Origin of the sequence: Vibrio sp. Isolate32 (genome assembly GCF_022397955.1) — a bacterium.
Classification (GTDB): Bacteria; Pseudomonadota; Gammaproteobacteria; order Enterobacterales; family Vibrionaceae; genus Vibrio.
Window position 1 is genome coordinate 1 of sequence record NZ_JAKEUQ010000047.1, and the last position, 19,014, is coordinate 19,014.

General features: G+C 43.3%; 10 protein-coding genes and 3 pseudogenes. 1 reads left to right on the top strand and 12 read right to left on the bottom strand.

Features of this window, described 5'->3' with window-relative positions:
• Positions 1 to 246: 246 nt before the first annotated feature.
• The 12 genes and pseudogenes from L1D11_RS21245 to L1D11_RS21300 form a co-directional block, all read right to left on the bottom strand.
• Positions 247 to 1,659 (bottom strand): annotated as a pseudogene (locus tag L1D11_RS21245) (transposase); the annotation flags it as partial.
• 2 nt (positions 1,660 to 1,661) lie between these two features.
• Positions 1,662 to 2,285 (bottom strand): TnsA endonuclease N-terminal domain-containing protein, encoded by a 624-nt coding sequence (locus tag L1D11_RS21250; RefSeq protein ID WP_019820394.1) that lies wholly within the window; start codon positions 2,283 to 2,285, stop codon positions 1,662 to 1,664.
• A 591-nt stretch (positions 2,286 to 2,876) separates the two neighbouring features.
• Positions 2,877 to 6,218, bottom strand: coding sequence for a calcium-binding protein (locus L1D11_RS21255; protein WP_239862765.1), 3,342 nt, complete (start codon positions 6,216 to 6,218; stop codon positions 2,877 to 2,879).
• A gap of 848 nt (positions 6,219 to 7,066) precedes the next feature.
• Positions 7,067 to 7,522, bottom strand: a complete 456-nt coding sequence (locus L1D11_RS21260; RefSeq protein WP_239834452.1) for a hypothetical protein — start codon at positions 7,520 to 7,522, stop codon at positions 7,067 to 7,069.
• A gap of 52 nt (positions 7,523 to 7,574) precedes the next feature.
• Positions 7,575 to 7,802 (bottom strand): annotated as a pseudogene (locus L1D11_RS21265) (ATP-binding cassette domain-containing protein); the annotation flags it as partial.
• 82 nt (positions 7,803 to 7,884) lie between these two features.
• On the bottom strand, positions 7,885 to 8,877 hold the full coding sequence (locus tag L1D11_RS21270) for a calcium-binding protein (RefSeq protein WP_239862767.1): 993 nt from the start codon (positions 8,875 to 8,877) through the stop codon (positions 7,885 to 7,887).
• Entirely contained in the window at positions 8,828 to 9,766 is a 939-nt protein-coding gene (locus tag L1D11_RS21275; RefSeq protein WP_239862769.1) for a calcium-binding protein, read from the bottom strand. The genes L1D11_RS21270 and L1D11_RS21275 overlap by 50 nt, the downstream gene beginning before the upstream one ends.
• Complete coding sequence (locus L1D11_RS21280) at positions 9,717 to 12,086, bottom strand: calcium-binding protein (protein ID WP_239862771.1); 2,370 nt, start codon at positions 12,084 to 12,086, stop codon at positions 9,717 to 9,719. Before L1D11_RS21280 ends, L1D11_RS21275 begins: the two co-directional genes overlap by 50 nt.
• Positions 12,087 to 12,097: 11 nt before the next feature.
• Positions 12,098 to 12,814: a hypothetical protein gene (locus L1D11_RS21285; protein WP_239834458.1), complete on the bottom strand. Its 717-nt coding sequence runs from the start codon at positions 12,812 to 12,814 to the stop codon at positions 12,098 to 12,100.
• A gap of 28 nt (positions 12,815 to 12,842) precedes the next feature.
• A pseudogene (locus L1D11_RS21290) lies at positions 12,843 to 14,867 on the bottom strand (type I secretion system permease/ATPase); the annotation flags it as partial.
• Complete coding sequence (locus L1D11_RS21295) at positions 14,867 to 16,246, bottom strand: HlyD family type I secretion periplasmic adaptor subunit (protein WP_239834461.1); 1,380 nt, start codon at positions 16,244 to 16,246, stop codon at positions 14,867 to 14,869. The pseudogene L1D11_RS21290 and the gene L1D11_RS21295, both read right to left, overlap by 1 nt.
• Positions 16,243 to 18,378: a type I secretion system permease/ATPase gene (locus L1D11_RS21300; RefSeq protein ID WP_239834463.1), complete on the bottom strand. Its 2,136-nt coding sequence runs from the start codon at positions 18,376 to 18,378 to the stop codon at positions 16,243 to 16,245. Before L1D11_RS21300 ends, L1D11_RS21295 begins: the two co-directional genes overlap by 4 nt.
• 451 nt (positions 18,379 to 18,829) lie before the next feature.
• Between L1D11_RS21300 and L1D11_RS21305 the strand changes: the two genes are divergently transcribed.
• Positions 18,830 to 19,014 (top strand): transposase (locus tag L1D11_RS21305; RefSeq protein ID WP_239833198.1); only part of this gene is annotated, 185 nt, incomplete at its 3' end.

Consider the following 19,014-nt stretch of genomic DNA (forward strand, 5'->3'; position numbering starts at 1 on the left):
ACACCGATAATAAGGAGAATGGCATTGACGAAATCAAAGGAGATGTAACGACGAAAGAAACGGAAAACAGCTAACGGGTTGATAAGATTGCTATCGCAACCTTATCTTGACCTCGCTCGCCTTGAGAAAAGCCTCAAAGCGATGTGCCCTTCAAGTTCAATCGTACAATTTACTTAATAAAGTGGCTTCGGGCTTGTTCAACACTCGGGATTTAGTGTTGGCTGCGCAACACCTTAATCCTTATTTGTTAGATGCCCAATATTTACGGTATTCAATAAGTTCGGAGGACTGATAACGTAAGTTATGTAGTCTAATCCCTACCACTCCAATAGTTCGGTGTCTAAGCAAACCTAGCTCAACTCTCAACTGCTCCTTCTCAGCACCAACGTAGTAGGAGGGAGTCCATTCCGATTGGTTCCACTTGTGGTATGGAATATCACGTTCTCTTGAATCTGGTGCCATGTGGTAATAATCGACAATCCATTTATGAAGTAATTCAAGAAATACAGAAACTCTAACCACCGCATCCTTCTTTGGGTTGTAATCTTGTAGTTGAGTAGGGTTGGTGAATGTTTTTCCAGGTAGTGAATTCACTAACCCTTTATTCATCTGATCAAACAGCTTTTCGATCCCTGACTTTCGCCAAGGTTTAGCTGCTTGACTGTATTGGATGTCAGACACTAGAGGCCGTAACGAATCTTCCAAGCTTTGACTCCAAAATTCAGCACCATTATCGACAACTAAACAGTCAATTTTGCCGTGACAAGGCCATTCATTATCAATGGATGGATACCTTTGCTTTACCCAACTCTTATCTAGTAGCGAGTTCAATAGCGCCTTTCTGACAGAGTCAAAACTAGGCTCTCTAAAGTTGATACTGCACCCAACGATACATTTACTGAAGCGGTCATATAGCATCGTCAGATAGGGTCGTCCCAAAGGAATATCTAGCTCGTCATCAATCAAAATTACTGGGACTGGTGTATGGTCAATTTCGACATACTCCATTGGTTTGGTCGAAACTACTTGCTGACCAACCGAGCGAAATTCTCGGTCTGCGTATCGTTTACCAAACCTTGCAATCGCTACCTCATAAGGAGGTAAGTCGTGTATTCGATTGTAAAAAGAACGTTCAGCAATTGGTTTTATTTTCCCCTCGACAATCCCACGATTTAATTGAATCACTCGACTCTTATAGTATCGATATGCTTCAGCAGCACTTAAGCGTTCACGAGTCAGGTATACGCTGTTAATTGCTTCATCAACTAAAGATTGAGAATCGAACTCTTTTTGTCGATTGCCTTTAAACGTATGCTTAGGAATAAGCGCACATGGGTCTTTACCCGCTTCAAAGTAAGATTTTTTCCAAGTTGCTAAAGTTCGCCAACTCGGGGGAATGAGTTGTAATTCCGATTCCACAAGAGTTAAGAGAGGGTTCAAGTTTTTCTCGGTCCATCCGCCTTTTAAACGCTTCTCTACGAACACGATGATTTTGATACGACGGATAACTTCTTGCTGTACCTTCGGTGATTGAGAATCAATAGTTGAGGAGATTTCAATAGGTTCATGAATTAGCTCTATTGGAAGCGGCTGAGACTCTCCTTCTGAAGCTTCAAACTCATCAAAGAACCCAAATATGTTATTAGAGTCCGATGGCATAGTTAGCACCAAACGTAAGTTTCGAGGCCAAAGCCAATATTGTTGACGTCTGTTTGAACTTGCCCCGAAGAGATCCAAGGAAGAGTAGAGATAAGTGTGTCCTGTTCCGATAATCCGAAATACAAAGACACCTCTTGTAGCTGCACCATTTGTTTACGTTGAATAAACGCTAACACTAACTTTTGAAACTCAGTCACAGTTCGCAATCCGGAATAACGATGCAGTAACTTAAAGTTATCTAACGTCGGTCCCATTCTAATTTGTTTCTCAGTAACCAAAACTAAGCGTCTGTTGAACTCATTCAACGCAACTCTTTGTTTCTCTTCAAATCTATTCCTGAAATCAGGTTTGAGAATCTGACTAGAGTGTTTTACTTCGAAGAGGGTTGACTGCTCGTTGTGATCTGTTACTAAAAAATCTGGGGTATATCGGCACTTACGACTATTGAATTGATAGTGGAAGCCAAAAGGTTGAGAGGTAAAACTTTTAATGTTTGCGTTATATTCGAGGTGAAAGCAGAAATCGAACTCCAAAATGGAGAGAGTGCGAACAACAGCATCATTCTTCAAGCTCATGAACTTACAGATGTTGTGTACGTGAGATGATTTCTTGGTTTGGTCGAACATAGCAAATCACTTTTGTTGTAAACCTACAACAAAAAATAGACTATGAAGACTTATGGTGCAAATATGAAGACTTATTATGCAGAAATGAAGAAAGCCTGCAATTTATGCGAACATATATTGCAGGCTTCAAAAAGTGATGCTTGCAACATAAGTCTTCATAACGCGAACAAACTATCAAAGAGTTAAAATACTATTTGCAACATAAGTTCGCATAACATTGCATCTAAAGTCTGCAAATTTGCACAGTTTCTGAAACTAGACGTAGTAAAATTACCACACTCAAATGAGTTCCCCCGAGTGATATGACCCAAAGTAAGCTAGAAATTTGATCTTGGTTTCACCGCTAAGAGTAGTGATGCAGTTTAACTGTAAATCAAAAGTTCGCTCCGCTATGGCTCGACGTGATGAGTCATACAGACTATCGATTCCATCACAGCATCTATAACAAACACATAATATGGGTATCTGGTAGTTCGTCATTACAATTGTGAACCTACCAGAAAAAGTAACCACCTCGTTTAGAGGTGGTACTATAGCCTTGGTTAAGTAGAAATAATCGTCAAATTATGATTATGTTGTAGCCTCAAGAAACTAATTTTGGTTGTTAACAACTAGTGGTGAGGAAAGCTCCTCAACGTTAGCTTCAACAGTAGGGATCGATAGTGATGAATCAGAACTATCAAATGAGCTCATTGCCTGAACAAGTAGGTCCGTTTCGACTTCACTATACTCCTGCAAGTCCAACGGCGAAAACGTCGCCCCATCACTCAACACCACTTCTTCGATGCAGTAACGACTGTCGCTGTATGCATTCTCTATCGTAATAGAGTCACCTGAATCCGGTCCACCTATCAGTAAGACCATATGGTTACCATCACGTCGGATACGCAGCTCTTCGCGAGTGATCCCCTCWCCTAAAATAATACGGTCAGTTTTATCCCAACCGTTCATATAGTAAGTCTTATAATCGTARTCATTGATGGTGTCTGAGCCGTCACCTCGGTTAAATACATACGTTTCAGCGCCAGCACTCCCTTCGAGTCGGTCATTACCCACTCCGCCCTCTAAGGTATTTTCTGCATAGCGTGCTACATCACGTTGGTAGGTATAGTTAGTGCTGCGATTCACCTTCAAGGTGTCATCCCCAGCGCCACCATTCAAGGTGTTAGAGCCTCGACCATTGACGGTGATGAGGTCATCGCCCTCACCACCAAATAGCTGGTCGTTGCCATCCTGACCATGAAGCTCATCATTGCCTTCTTCGCCATAAACAATGTCGTTGCCAGAGCCTGCCTTTACTTCATCATTACCTGCACCTACAACCACTTGGTCATTGCCAGTGCCTGCCATGACTGTATCGCTACCGTCTCCTGTCGTGACGTTATCGTTTCCCGCCCCCGCATCAACGGTATTATTGCCCGAGCCTGCATCGATAATGTCATCACCACCTTCAGATCGAATGTGGTCGTGCCCAGACCCAACGACGATCGTTTCCGCTACTAAGTCGCTGCCATGAATATCATTATCCCCTTCTACTACGTACAACGGGATCTCTTGCGGAGTCACCGTCGTTCCATCAGCCAAGGCGATTTCTTCGATCTGATAGCGTCCATCCGTTGCCGAGTTCTCTATCGTGATGCTGTCGCCCGAGTCAATACCCCCTATCATCAGCACCATATCATTGCCGTCACGGCGAATACGCAGCTCTTCTCGAGTGATCCCCTCACCTAAAATAATACGGTCAGTTTTATCCCAACCGTTCATATAGTAAGTCTTATAATCGTARTCATTGATGGTGTCTGAGCCGTCACCTCGGTTAAATACATACGTTTCAGCGCCAGCACTCCCTTCGAGTCGGTCATTACCCACTCCGCCCTCTAAGGTATTTTCTGCATAGCGTGCTACATCACGTTGGTAGGTATAGTTAGTGCTGCGATTCACCTTCAARGTGTCATCCCCAGCGCCACCATTCAAGGTGTTAGAGCCTCGACCATTGACGGTGAGGATGTCGTTGCCTTCACCGCCCCTTAAGATGTCGTTACCGTCTTGACCATGTAGCTCATCATTACCGTCACCACTTAGTACGGTGTCATTTCCAGAGCCGGCATGGATCACATCATCTAAATCTGTTCCGCTTATCTGATCGCTTCTAATACTTCCTATAATTTCAGTCGTCGATGTCCCTTCAGTAAAAGTAATTGAACCATCATCAAAAGTTACCTTCTTGATCCCTTCAACTTCCGATATTGCAATACCATTGAATTCTAGAGCTGATTGCAATTGTTCAATATCGCTACCCGACGCCCCATATAGGGCATTTGAAATAAAGGTATAGAACCCTGTAAGCTCAATGTTCGACGTTGAGCTCATCGCAGACATAAAATCCATTGCATCAGCAATTAGAGCAGGATTAAGTGTACGTTCACTGAACTGCGTGAGAGCACCTTCAAGGGAAAGAATTAATCCAGATTCATCAGAAGTAATAGTGATTGCGTCATAATAGTCTTTCAGACGGGTTTGACTAGCGAGTTCGGAATAGATCATTTTAATCAAGGAGTCATAAGCACTGTTAATAAACTCTGTTGGTAGAGCCATTGATGCGCCATTGGTTCCAAATGATACAGACCATGGAACTTTTTCACCGTAAAATGCTTCTATTGCATACACTTTATCGATTGCCGGGCCAGAAAATACAGGAATATGTTCATCATAATATTGACTCGTTTTAGCCCATGAGAAGAGGATTTCCCCGGTTAAATCTAGCTGTTCCTCACGAGTACTCGAAGTAGAAAGTTTTTCCACTTTGTCTTTCAATTGGGATGAAAGCGTCATTGCCTCATGCAGGTCACGCACTGTCCCAGTGCCTCGCATATTAGGCAAACCATTAAATGAGTCCGGCACCTCTAATGATTCAACAAAGCGGCGGTCGAAATTACTAGTATCTAAAATAACACTCTGAGTAGAATGGCTTTCGCCTTGTACATCAGAGTACTGACTATGGAGGTTCTCGTGATTTAAATCTATCGACTTTATGCCTAAGGAGCTAAGTGTCTTCAACTCATACTCCTGACTAACACCATCACTGTTTTCATCAACCCATACTTTCAACTGGTCGAAAACTTCATCACCCGTATCGATAACATTATCACTATTTAAATCATATACTTCTAATGCGGCATAACCATCTGATGCGGTATTACCATTAACAACGAGAGTATTATCTCCAAAGAGTTCCCGACCACTATCTATCGTGCCGTTACCATCTCGATCTAATACAAGCAATCCGTCACTTGAAGACACCCACTCCGTACGATTCGCAATACCATTGGCATTGTGGTCAAAATAGGTGCTCTCGGTTAACGATACACCATTTCCATCTAAATCTAGGATTAATGGGTCTCGGCGCGGAGGTGGAGTAGGTTGCCAGCCAAACAAACCTTGCAAACTATCATAGGCAGAGTCATACAAGTCGTTGAACCAATCTGACTCAATCACTTCGGTTGCAATCGCGCCTGCGATAATCGCCGCAGCCAAGGTGGCTAGTGCCGCCACTGGAATCGATGCTGCTGCAGTAGCACCTCCGACCAGAGCTATGAACGTTTTCGCTAACCCTGCCCCCAATGCAGCACTACCAACTACACCGATGATTTTCTTATTGAGCAGCTCAAGGTCATTACTATTGCTTTGCGAATAGCTGTAGAGTTCGACAGCCACGCCAACCGCCATACCGCTTACAGTGGAGTTAAATGCGCGTGCCCCGCTCGCAATTATGGAGTTGTCAATCGCCGACACCACCTTTTGGGAGTGAAGCCCCAACAGATCACTGCTTGAGACATTCGCCTTGGCATGGTTATACGTATTGGAAATCGCGGTGCCTAACGCTGCCGCACCAGCTGAAAGGTGGTTGGGTATACTCGTCGGAAAATCAACCAAATTGCTTGCCAGATTCCCCTTAAACGAGTCCAAGAGCTCAATGGCTTCACTGACACTAAAGTCCCGTTTTCCGACATCTTGTCCTTGGACAGTCGCCAGTTTTGCATCTAATTCTTTTTGTAAGTCATTCGTCAGAGACATTATTTTCTTTCCCTAGCCTTGTGAGTTGATTCATTTTCTATTTATTAGGTGAACAAAAATTGGTTGGTGTATTTGAGCGATGACGCCGGAACTAAACACCAACAGCAGATAAAACGCCAAGTTCCTGTATTCGAGATAACCAGAAAGGAAGACACTAGATACGAAGCTTGCGACCATAAGAAAGATAACGGGGCCAAATCGAGGTGCGTTAGACCAATGTCGCTTATATTGATCAAATGCGCTTGTGAATAGCCGAACGACGTTCCATAGGCTAATGATAAGCATCTGACCGTAGATAAAGGTGAGGGTAGAAGATCCTCTTATACTCTGGAGCGTCGAAAGCCAATAGAACACTCCTCCAGTGAGGATAAAGCAAACAAAGAGCCCTAATGTGGTACTGTCGGACTGACCTGGTTCCTGTCGGTACTTATACGAGAAACACAACGTTGAAATACAATAAGTACTCAAGATAAAATACATCGAGTCGAGCATTAGCATGCATAAGCTCCTTTCTTTATTAATTGATACGGAGCATGGACTCTATTCCCGCTCGTTAGCGCTGACGCTTTTGTCGTATGTTTCCTCTCCAGCGATACTATTCCGGAAGTCCCTCCTGCGCTCCCCTCTGCGAAATCGTATTGCTCGCCTCGAGAATCGTAATACTTGTTTAAATCTCTTAAATACTGTCCGCAGCTCACTGCCATAATTTAAACCTTACGATTTCTATAAGTAATTAAGCGCCCTGCTAAGCCTACAGACGCCGCTGTAACACATATCCCTTTTAAAATGACATCGTTGATATAAACGGAGTAATAGAGCATTGCTACTGCCCCTAAATACGCTAGCGAAAACCCAAAGATCGCATCGTTCCTCACTCGGGCTTTATCAACGACATCGTAATTATCAAGAGCCAAATTCAGTACTAAGAGAACCTGAACCACAAACATGATATTCGCCAAAGGTAGAAACCAATCAAGCCAACTTTCCCCGACATCGGTATAAATCAAATAGGTAAAACCAATGTGTGCTGAAATTGATAAAATAATTGTCTTGATGCCATACGAGCTATTCTTTGTCCTAGTTCTGTAGTACTGACGAGACTTTGACACCAATGGTTTAATAGAAAGCACAAAAACAATGAACCAAATGCCCAGAATAATCATAACCAACGTAACCCCTTTATATATGTTGGGGCTGACATTGCCCGTCGAGAGATAGATTAATCACCCGATCACAATGTGCGAGTGTCGAGAGTCGATGCGCAATACTGATCACGGTTCTTCCTTTAGAAATTAAAGGAAGCCTCGAAACAATTTCGGCTTCTGATTCATAATCTAAAGCACTTGTGGCTTCATCGAGGATTAATAATCTAGAATTAGTGATTAATGCCCGAGCTAAAGCAATCCTCTGATTTTTTCCTCCTGATGACCGACTGCAACCTTTCAGCTTATGTTTCCTAGTAAGAGTCATGGGGATCCTATAAAACAGCCATAATCATAGGATTATGGCTGTTATCTATTGGAAATTAGTTTTGATTACTAGCAACCAAAGGTGGTGATAAAACATCAACGCTAGTTAGAACCGAAGAAGTAGTAAGAGATAAATCAGAACCATCGAATGAACTCATAGATTGAACAAGTAGGCCCGTTTCGACCTCACTATATTCTGGTAGTTCGAGTAGTATAAATGTCGTCCCATCGGTTAAGACTACTTCCTCTATACAGTATTGGCTGTCCGTGTACGCATTCTCGATCGTAATCGAATCTCCCGAGTCCGGACCACCAATCAACAACACCATATGRTTGCCATCTCGGCGCAGGCTTAACTCTTCACGAGCAATACCCTCKCCAARGAYRATTTGGTCAACACTGGTGCYATAAAAATCTCGGTCACGAATTGTGTCATGACCATCGCCACGGTTAAATTCGTAACGTTCAGCACCAAGCCCGCCCACAAGGCGGTCATCACCAGTGCCACCGATTAAGGTGTTACGAGCATTGTTGGCCGTTTGGTAATAGCTATTGCGATAACCGGAGCTAGTCGGCGATTCCACCGTCAGAATGTCGTCCCCCGCACCACCATCTAACGTATTGCTGCCACTGTAAGAGACGGTGAGACTATCGTCCCCCTCATCCCCAAACAGCTGGTCGTTACCTGTACCGCCGWGCAAGGTGTCATTGCCCTCTCCACCACGAACAATGTCATTACCCGAGCCTGCATTCACGGTATCGTTGCCCGCTTGTRAATCCACAACTTCTGAGAAAGCACTGCCTTGCACTACATCGTCGCCGTCAGTAGTATGCAATGGCAACGATTGTGGTGTAACACTGCTGCCGTCCGCTAAGACGATCTCCTCAATACGGTACTCACCATTTACATACGCTTCTTCTATCGTAATGCTGTCACCAGARTCAGCCCCACCAATGATCAACACCATATGATTGCCATCTCGGCGCAGGCTTAACTCTTCACGAGCAATACCCTCGCTTGTGAGAATCCACAACTTCTGAGAAAGCACTGCCTTGCACTACATCGTCGCCGTCAGTAGTATGCAATGGCAACGATTGTGGTGTAACACTGCTGCCGTCCGCTAAGACGATCTCCTCAATACGGTACTCACCATTTACATACGCTTCTTCTATCGTAATGCTGTCACCAGAATCAGCCCCACCAATGATCAACACCATATGATTGCCATCTCGGCGCAGGCTTAACTCTTCACGAGCAATACCCTCGCCAAAGATAATTTGGTCAACACTGGTGCCATAAAAATCTCGGTCACGAATTGTGTCATGRCCATCGCCACGGTTAAATTCGTAACGTTCRGCACCAAGCCCRCCCAMAAGRCGGTCATCACCAGTGCCACCGATTAAGGTGTTACGAGYATTGTTGGCCGTTTGGTAATAGCTATTGCGATAACCGGAGCTAGTCGGCGATTCCACCGTCAGAATGTCGTCCCCCGCACCACCATCTAACGTATTGCTGCCACTGTAAGAGACGGTGAGACTATCGTCCCCCTCATCCCCAAACAGCTGGTCGTTACCTGTACCGCCGTGCAAGGTATCATTGCCCTCTCCACCACGAACAATGTCATTACCCGAGCCTGCATTCACGGTATCGTTGCCCGCTTGTGAATCCACAACTTCTGAGAAAGCRCTGCCTTGCACTACATCGTCGCCGTCAGTAGTATGCAATGGCAACGATTGTGGTGTAACACTGCTGCCGTCCGCTAAGACGATCTCCTCAATACGGTACTCACCATTTACATACGCTTCTTCTATCGTAATGCTGTCACCAGAATCAGCCCCACCAATGATCAACACCATATGATTGCCATCTCGGCGCAGGCTTAACTCTTCACGAGCAATACCCNCGCTTGTGAAAATCCACAACTTCTGAGAAAGCACTGCCTTGCACTACATCGTCGCCGTCAGTAGTATGCAATGGCAACGATTGTGGTGTAACACTGCTGCCGTCCGCTAAGACGATCTCCTCAATACGGTACTCACCATTTACATACGCTTCTTCTATCGTAATGCTGTCACCAGAATCAGCCCCACCAATGATCAACACCATATGATTGCCATCTCGGCGCAGGCTTAACTCTTCACGAGCAATACCCTCTCCAAAGACAATTTGGTCAACACTGGTGCCATAAAAATCTCGGTCACGAATTGTGTCATGACCATCGCCACGGTTAAATTCGTAACGTTCAGCACCAAGCCCRCCCACWAGGCGGTCATCWCCAGTRCCACCRAYTAAGGTGTTACGAGCATTGTTGGCTGTTTGGTAATTGCTGTTGCGATAACCGGAGCTAGTCGGCGATTCCACCGTCAGAGTATCGTTCCCCGTACCACCGTCTAACGTATTGCTGCCACTGTAAGAGACGGTCAGACTATCGTCTCCCTCATCCCCAAACAGCTGGTCGTTGCCCGTACCGCCGTGTAAGGTATCGTTGCCAGCATCACCATATATAATGTCATTCCCACTCCCGCCAGAAATAATGTCATTTCCATCTAAACCAGCAATAAAATCATCAGCGTTAGTACCTGTTACTTCATCATCTGCGTTAGTACCGACACTAAACTCGTCTATGATGGATATGTGGATCAGCTTATCAAAACCAACTGGGAGGTCATTTGAGTCACTATTGGCATAATCAAACAGGTAAGAATAGAGGTTTTTTTGGTTGTTAGAATATTGGTCATCTATTGACGATACTGTTTCAAAAAACTGATTGATCTCCCTAAGTGCCTCCGGAGTCTGTTGTGATGCTAATTCAATCAGTGAGTTCGCCACACTTGAAAAGTCACCGTACCATTGTCCTGAGGTATCCTCTTGCACCCACTTAACTTCCTGAAATAAATTCGATTCAATGCCATTAAGCCTAAGAGCTATTTCACCTTTCAAGTTTTCAAACACCCCCTCGAAAAGCGCCGTGTACTGAACCCCTGAGCCTCTCGGTTTATCTAATGGGTGACCGTAAAACTTTTCAAGAGCCTGTATTTTCCTCGTATCTATCCTGCTTTGGTAATATGGTGAGTACTCGCCACTGACACCAGCCCATGCCAAAATGATTTCTGTGAGTAACTCATTATCAGTGAGAGAAGATGTCCCTAATTGATATTGTTCAACTAGGGATTTAAGATTTCCAGACTCATCAACAGTCATCGCATAGTGAAGTGAAGGTAACGAACCAATCCCGTTAATGTCAGGGAGTTGTTGAATATCTTCTGGTATGGGTAAAGTAGGGTATATGAAGTCTGATTTGTCCATCTTAAACCAAACGTCAGTTAGCGAAAAAGATGTACCATCAGACTTGGTGTATTGAGATTGCTGCCTATGTTCATTTCCCATATCATCAACATGGGTAGACTCTGTATACGTAACCTTTAAAGATACTATATCGAGATCTTTTAAAGTGAACAGCTCATTTGCTTGGCTAACCCCATCTTGGTTCAAATCACGAAAAACTTTTAGTTGGTTATAGATCGAGTCATTAGAATCAATAATACCATCGGAGTTATCATCATACTGAGCCAACGCTTCAAAGCCATTCTTAGCCAGAGTACCGTCGGCTAAAACAGTATTATCACCGAATAGCTCTTTACCATAGTCAATCGTACCATTGCCATCTAAATCAAGCGCAAGAAAACCATCATCGGAGGTAGCCGTTGCAGAACGTTCTAACTTTCCATCGCCATTATGATCAAAGTAGACGCCGTTCTCCAAATTAGTTGTTTCGATACCGTCGCCATCGAGATCTAATATCAAAGGAGAACCAGGCGCCGGAGGGGCCTTTCCCATCTCATTCAACGGAGGTAACTCGAATTCTTTCCCTGTACTCTCACAGAGCTCCTCAAGCATATCCCTCATGTCTTTATGCTTACTCATATTTTCCAAAATTTGAGCTGCCTGCCTATTCCATTGATTTCCCATATGGTTTTGAAGCTTTTCTGAACCATGTTCAACAACCTCATGAGCACCTTGTTCATACAAAAAAGTACTATTATTAAATGGTAGTTTATTCACTCCATCATTAGTATTTTCTTTACCAAAATCATTTAACGCTGATATTACTTCATCGATATTTTCAGCAGTGGTATTCCTTCCTGCCTCTTCACATTTTTCTATGAGATTCTTTTCTAAATCTGTTAATTTATCATTACCAAATAAGAATCCCTTTATATTTTCATATAAAGAGTCAATCTGTTTATTTCTAGCCATAACGTTTCTCTTTATTTATTTTTCTTGCATTCATTAAAATAATCCGGCCATCTTTCTTTGATTAGGCCTTTCTTGATTTCCACACCTTCACTGAGCCCTGACACACCATCCACAACGAACTGATAGAAGTCGCAACTTGTTAAAAATCCAGAGCTTTCAATAAAACTGGATAGTGTTTGAAGCCTGTCCGAACTAACACGATCGATAGTGCCTAGATACAATAGTTCGAATAACGCTAATGCGTTATATTCCTTAGCAGAACCAACTAACATTCTCATATATAATTCTTTGGACATTTCAGAAGCACTAGTATTAAAAGCAATATATGCGTATAAGAAACCTGCCATAGCATGGCCATTTTCCGCCGATTTTTTTAGTATTTCCAACCCAACTTTGGGTGTATTTGAGCATGAATATAGTTGCTCTCCCAAATAGTAGTATTTGTTCGATAACAAAAGCTCCGGGATATCGCCATCATTCATTAATTCAAAATAGTGTGTTGCCTTTTCAAGGTTTTTACCTCTATCGACCCCAAATCTATATGCCAGTCCTAACAAAAAGTATTCAGTATTACTATTCCCTGGCTCTTTGATAGAAGATATCGCCTCTCGATAATTCTCAATTACCTTATTCTTTTCGTAATTTTCCAATACCAACCTGCAATCTTGATATGAAAAAGAATCAAAAGAAAAAAACACCAACCCCAAAATAAGTATATGTTTAATCATAATCTCCACACTTTCATTACGTATGTAACTCATCCATATCAACCACACGAGAGCAATGCGCTAAAGTCGAAAGCCGATGCGCTATGCTAATAACTGTTCTTCCTTTAGAGATTAAAGGAAGCCTCGAAACAATTTCTGCTTCTGATTCATAATCTAAGGCACTTGTGGCTTCATCGAGAATTAATATTCTAGGGTTGGTGATTAATGCCCGAGCTAAAGCAATCCTCTGCTTTTGGCCTCCCGACAACCTATTACCACTTTCCCCCACTTGCGTGTAATAGCCCTCAGGTAAGCTTTCTATAAACTGATTTGCCCCTGCAAGACTCGCGGCATGCTTGACTTGTTCATCAGTTGCATTGGGTGCACACTGGCGAATATTCTCGAGGACAGTACCAGAAAAAAGGCAGCTCTCTTGCAATACCACACTCATACTTCGGCGAAGCTCAACGGGATCAGCAATAGCCAAATCCATACCATCAACAAGCACTTGTCCAGATGTCGGGCTATACAACCGCTGCAAAAGTTTGGTCAGCGTACTTTTTCCAGAGCCTGAGCGGCCTGTGATACCAACAAATTCTCCCGCCTTGATTGTAAGGCTAAGATTGTTTAGCACTTCGGGGGAATCGCTGTCATAACGAAAACGCACATTGTTAAAGCTGACCTCACCTTTCATTTCAGGGATAGATGCCAACCCTTCAGCTCCAGCTTCTTGAGGTTCATCCAAAATATCCCCTACTCGTTGGAGAGATATCAAGGTATGTTGGAAGTCTTGCCAAACCTGCGCTAGCCGTAAGATAGGTTGAGTCACTTGGCCCGCGAGCATGTTAAATGCAACCAATTCACCGGGGGATAAGTCACCCGCCATAACCAACTTTACTCCCCACCACAACGTCAGAGCGGAGGTCAGCTTTTGGATTAGACCAATACCTTGTTGAGCCCATATCGATGTCACTCTTGCGCGAAACCCTGCTTTAAGCTGCGTTGCAAGATAGTCTTGCCAGTTTTTCTCAAAACCACGCTCCAACGAGTTTGTCTTGATGGTTTCTATACCAGTAATAGATTCAGTTAAAAAAGCAGCATTATTTGCCGTCGCCTCATATTCTTTCTTCACTTTAGAACGAAGACTTGGCCCTATTGTCATCCAAAACAGGAAATACAAGACTAAAGACCCCAATACGACCCAAGTAAGTATGGGGGCATAAACAAAAAGCACCGCGATAAATACACCAACAAACAACAAATCCAGCAGCATGGTTAGTGCTGAGCCAGATAAAAATTGACGGATTTGGTCCATTTCGCGCACCCTGGCGGTAATTTGTCCAGTTTGCCGATGATTAAAATAGCTCATCGGCAAAGCCACCAAATGAGAATATAAGCGAGCGCTAAGTTCTGAATTAATTCGGCTCGCCAGGTTGGCGTATAGCCAGCTACGCATATAGCTAAAAATGGGTTCGAATACGGCCAAAGCGAACAATGCTAGCCCCAACACATGTAAGCTAGTTAGGCTCCTACTCACCAGAACACGGTCAATAACATTGGCAAACAATAATGGCGTGACCAAGGCAATGAGCTGGATTAAAAGCGAAAATAAAATGACCTTCTTCAGCTGGGCTGCATGCTTTTTTAGCGTGGGGAAAAACCAACTAAACCCAAAAGAGACATCTTCCGATTTGAGATCAGTTTCAGCAAATAAGAACAAGACACCTTGCCATTGCACAGAAAACGTCTCGAATGAGTACGTATGAATACAACTCTCAATAGGGCAATACAAGGTAACGTGTGTACGCGTTGAAGAGACTAATACTTTGTACCCTACATCTAAACGAACGATGGCAGGTAAAGGCGTACTGATTAACTCATCTAAACTGTAGTTAACTTCCATGGCCTTCAAACCAATCCATTGTGCGCATCGTTGCAAATTAATACTATCGAGATCACAAACAGCATCGCCCAATTTGTGCTTAAGGTGATTTATTTCAATAGGTTGACTAAATTGTTTTGCGACATAACTCAAGCACAATAGGCCACTTGATGTATCTGTACTAAGCGTCATCATCGCTCCCTCATTGCTTCAGACTGATACTGTTGAAGGGGGCTTAGCAGGTATTCAATTAGTCTTCTTGAGCCCGTTTTAATCTCAGCAGCCAAGCTCATCCCCGCCCCAAGAGGAACCCATGTGTCTTCCACGAGTATTTCATTGCTTTCCAAACGAATTCTGGCTGGAAACACATAACCTAAACGCTCGTCTTCAACCGCATCTTTCGATATATGAAGGAGTTCCCCCGAAATCGTGCCGTATTTAGTGAAAGGAAAACTATCAATCTTAATTTCGACAGGCTGTCCCGCCCTAACAAATCCAATATCTTTGTTGAGAATATTCACTTCAGCCTCTAAGTGAGAGTTTTGAGGAACAACCACCATCAGTGCTTGTGCTGGCGATACCACACCTCCAAGAGTATGAATATTTAACTGTTGAACAACGCCATCGACAGGCGAGCGAAGTGCTTGAACACGCTGCCGCTCTCTGGCCTTTATTAACTCTTGTCTGATTTCAACAATTTTACTATTTAGCTGGTTAAGAAGGTCATAGTACTCAACCTGATTTTGAGCGATTAATGTGTCTCTCTGTTCTGCAAGACTTTGAGCTTGGGCGTCCAAAACGAATCCTTGTGCTTGCATATTGCTAATATTCCGTTCAATTTCTAGCAACTCTTTTTCTTGCTCTAATAGTTCAATTCGAGCAATAGAATTTGATGCTATCAAAGCCTTCCGCGCATTCAGTCTGGTTTCTACGTTGGCTTTTAACCGGCTTAAAGAGTTAATGTCGCGCTGATTCGCCTTTTTTTGCGCTTTACTGACAGCTTCATCTGCAACCAACCTTTCAATCAGCTGGTGAGTTTCATTGTATTCGCTAACTAAATGTTGTCTGCTAACGGCTATTTGTTCTTGAGTCGCTTCTACTGGAGGAGAAAATGAGTCTAAAGGTTCATCCGAGAGCAATGCTAAAATTCGAGACTTATTAAGATTTAAATGATTGTATTGCTCCAATAACCTACGAGACTCGGCATCTACCCCTGCAGGATTTAACTGTATAAGTACTTCTCCTTTTTTAACATGTTGGCCATCACGGACATTGATAGCGATAACTTCTCCATGCTCTAAGGCCTGAACCACTTTGCTATGGCTTGACACCATAACTTTGCCTTGGGCACTAGCATGAATATCTAACTTCCCCCATATAGACCACACTAGGACTAACAATAAAAATGCGACTACCGCTATCGCGCTTCGACGTGCCCATGGTGAAGGCGGCTTTTCAATAATCTCTAAATAGCTCGGCAAAAATTCATATTCGTGAGCCTTTCGAGTTAACGTTGGCAGCTCTTTCTTTTGCTTTTTAAGCGCAGCAATGCCACCTTGAATCAAACTCATAACGATGGCCTTTTCTCAACTCTAGTTTCCACTTGCTTAAGCTGCTGCAAGCGCCACAATTTTGTATAACAACCATCGAGATTGAGCAGCGCCTCATGAGGTCCTTGCTCTGTGACCTCTCCTTCTTCAATCACGACAATGCGATCGCAATGCTCAACAGCTGAAAGCCGATGGGCAACAGTGATAACCGTCCTTCCGCGGGAGATTTCGACCATATTCTCATTAACAACTTGCTGTGATTCTTCATCCAACGCACTGGTCGCCTCATCAAGGATGAGTATCTTTGGTTTAGTCATCAAGGCCCTAGCGATAGCAAGACGCTGCTTTTGACCGCCTGAAATTGAATTGCCACCCTCTGCTAAAATCGTGTCATAGCCTTTAGGTAGTTTAATGATGAACTCATGAGCACCTGCAAGCCTAGCAGCTACAACAACTTGCTCTAGTGATGCACTCGGCATTCTTATGGCGATATTGTCTCTAACACTTTTATTAAATAGGTAGTTTTCTTGTAACACGACCCCTATTTGCTCTCGAAGCGCCGATGCAGACCACTTGGTGATTGGAACGCCGTCAATGACGATGTTTCCCTTTTCAGCTAGGTATAGCTTTTGGATCATTCGTGTAATGGTACTTTTACCTGAGCCCGACGGTCCAACAAGACCTATCGACTCTCCAGGTTGAATATCAATAGAGAGTCCACGTAAAACAGGAGGCAATTGAGGTTGATAGCGAAACCATACATGCTGCAGTTGAATATGCCCACGTATTGATTCCTGTGAACAAAAACCGCCTTGCTCTTGCTCAGTAGGAAGGTTTAGCATCTCTCCGAGATTATCTACTGCAACTCGAGTCTGTATAAACTGTTGCCATAAGTCGACTAACTTAGCGAAAGGCTGGCTCACATGATTAACCATCATATTAAACGCAATGAGCTGACCGATGGTTAACTCCAGCGACATCACCATGGTCGCACCTACCCATAACGCGGTTACGGATGTAGTTTTCTGAAGTAGCAGCACAGATTGGCTAATAAGCGATTGAAAGCTTTGTCGACTGAAGTTTGCTTGGACTAACTCTTGCGTTTGACCTTCCCATTTCCTTTGGAAACGTGGCTCTATGGCTAAACTCTTAACTGTTTCTATCCCATTGAGTGATTCTGTTAGAAAAGCGGTATTCTTGGCACCACAACTAAATTGAGCTTCAATTCGACGCTTTAGTGGCTTGGAACTCAAACCTGCAACCAAAGCATAGAATGGGATACTCGCAAGAACGAGTAACGTTAATGGAGCAGATAGATAGTACATAACCGCAAAAAAGACAAACGTAAAACTGACATCAACAAACAATGTCAACGTTGCTCCTGTCAAAAAGTGACGAATGCTATCTAACTCCCTTACTCGCATAACAATCGTACCGACTTGGCGTGTTTTAAAGTAAAGCAACGGTAAACCCAATAAATGCTTGAACAACGTACTGCCGAGTCGAATGTCGACTCGGGTAGTCGTATGAGAAAGTAAGTATTCACGCAGCCCCTTTAATACAACTTCGAACAAACCAACCACTACCAATGCCATAACTAAAACGTCAAGCGTTGACAATGCTTGATGCACCAGCACCTTATCCATAATAACTTGGAAGAAGAGAGGAAGAATGAGTGCAAGCATTTGAAGAAATAAAGAGATGACTAAGATTTCGCTAAAAAGCTTGCGATGACGAACGAACTCAGGAATAAACCACGAAATATCAAATTTGCTCCCACTTTCATGGTACTGAATAACTTGATCAGTCCATTCATCTTGGAGAGTCTCTATGGGTATGACTTCTGGAGAAGCTTGATGAGGATGTTGAACAAGTGCTTGCTTATCTGACAACTTAGCAAGCACGACAAACCCTCCACTTTTTTGCTTGTAAGCAAGTGGAAGTTCGGCAGCAGTTAACTTTTTTTCTTTAAGCCTTTTAAGTCTCAGTTGCCCCCCACTCTCCTTGGAGACTTTTTGGAGTATGCTTTTCAAAGAGCTCCCAGAATGCTCTACTGGCATTTTGTATGGATTACCTTCGAGCTTGAGCAAAAACTGAGAACTTACTAACGCGCTTTTGACAAGCGTATCGTCTTTTAAGTAAGCCCTAACCATGACGTTTCATTAACTATCTAATTTATATTTATATTTATATTTATATTTATATTTATAAAAACCAGGATACATTCATAAAGAATATACATCAAGCGTGTTATGATAAATCATGCACCTCAATACATCTCTAATAGCTATTTGGGGGAGGTATTCGGATAGCTTGGGTAACAGAAGTCTATACATTTATGCTCTAAACTAGAGAAGAGCACTTCTGGGCATTAAAGTGTCATGGGTTAAATGGCCAATAGACTCGCCTCAGGCTTTTCCGTGCTATAAATTCTTCAACTCTCATTCCAATGAGGCTCTGCATCAACAGTCATTGGGAGACCATTTTTCATCGCGTCCCACAATACAGGAACAAAGGTGTTAAGCGTTTCTATATTTGATTCTGATCCGCACCAGCAGTTTTGGACATCGAGTTAAGTGAGTACAATCACTAACGAGGTGAACCATGACAAGCAAGAAAAAACGTATTATCCATTCCCCTGAATTTAAAGCAGAAGCCCTGAAGCTAGCAGAGAAAGTCGGAGTAGCTGCGGCAGCGAGGCAACTGTCATTACACGAATCCCAGATCTATGGTTGGCGTAAGGCAGTTAAGAGCGACACCAGCACCAGTCAGCGAGAAAAAGATCTAGC

Coding starts and splice junctions, on each gene's coding strand:
- L1D11_RS21295 (WP_239834461.1), bottom strand. CDS start 16,246: ATGAGTTTGATTCAAGGTGGCATTGCTGCGCTTAAAAAGCAAAAGAAA.
- L1D11_RS21250 (WP_019820394.1), bottom strand. CDS start 2,285: ATGTTCGACCAAACCAAGAAATCATCTCACGTACACAACATCTGTAAG.
- L1D11_RS21300 (WP_239834463.1), bottom strand. CDS start 18,378: ATGGTTAGGGCTTACTTAAAAGACGATACGCTTGTCAAAAGCGCGTTA.
- L1D11_RS21260 (WP_239834452.1), bottom strand. CDS start 7,522: ATGATTATTCTGGGCATTTGGTTCATTGTTTTTGTGCTTTCTATTAAA.
- L1D11_RS21285 (WP_239834458.1), bottom strand. CDS start 12,814: ATGATTAAACATATACTTATTTTGGGGTTGGTGTTTTTTTCTTTTGAT.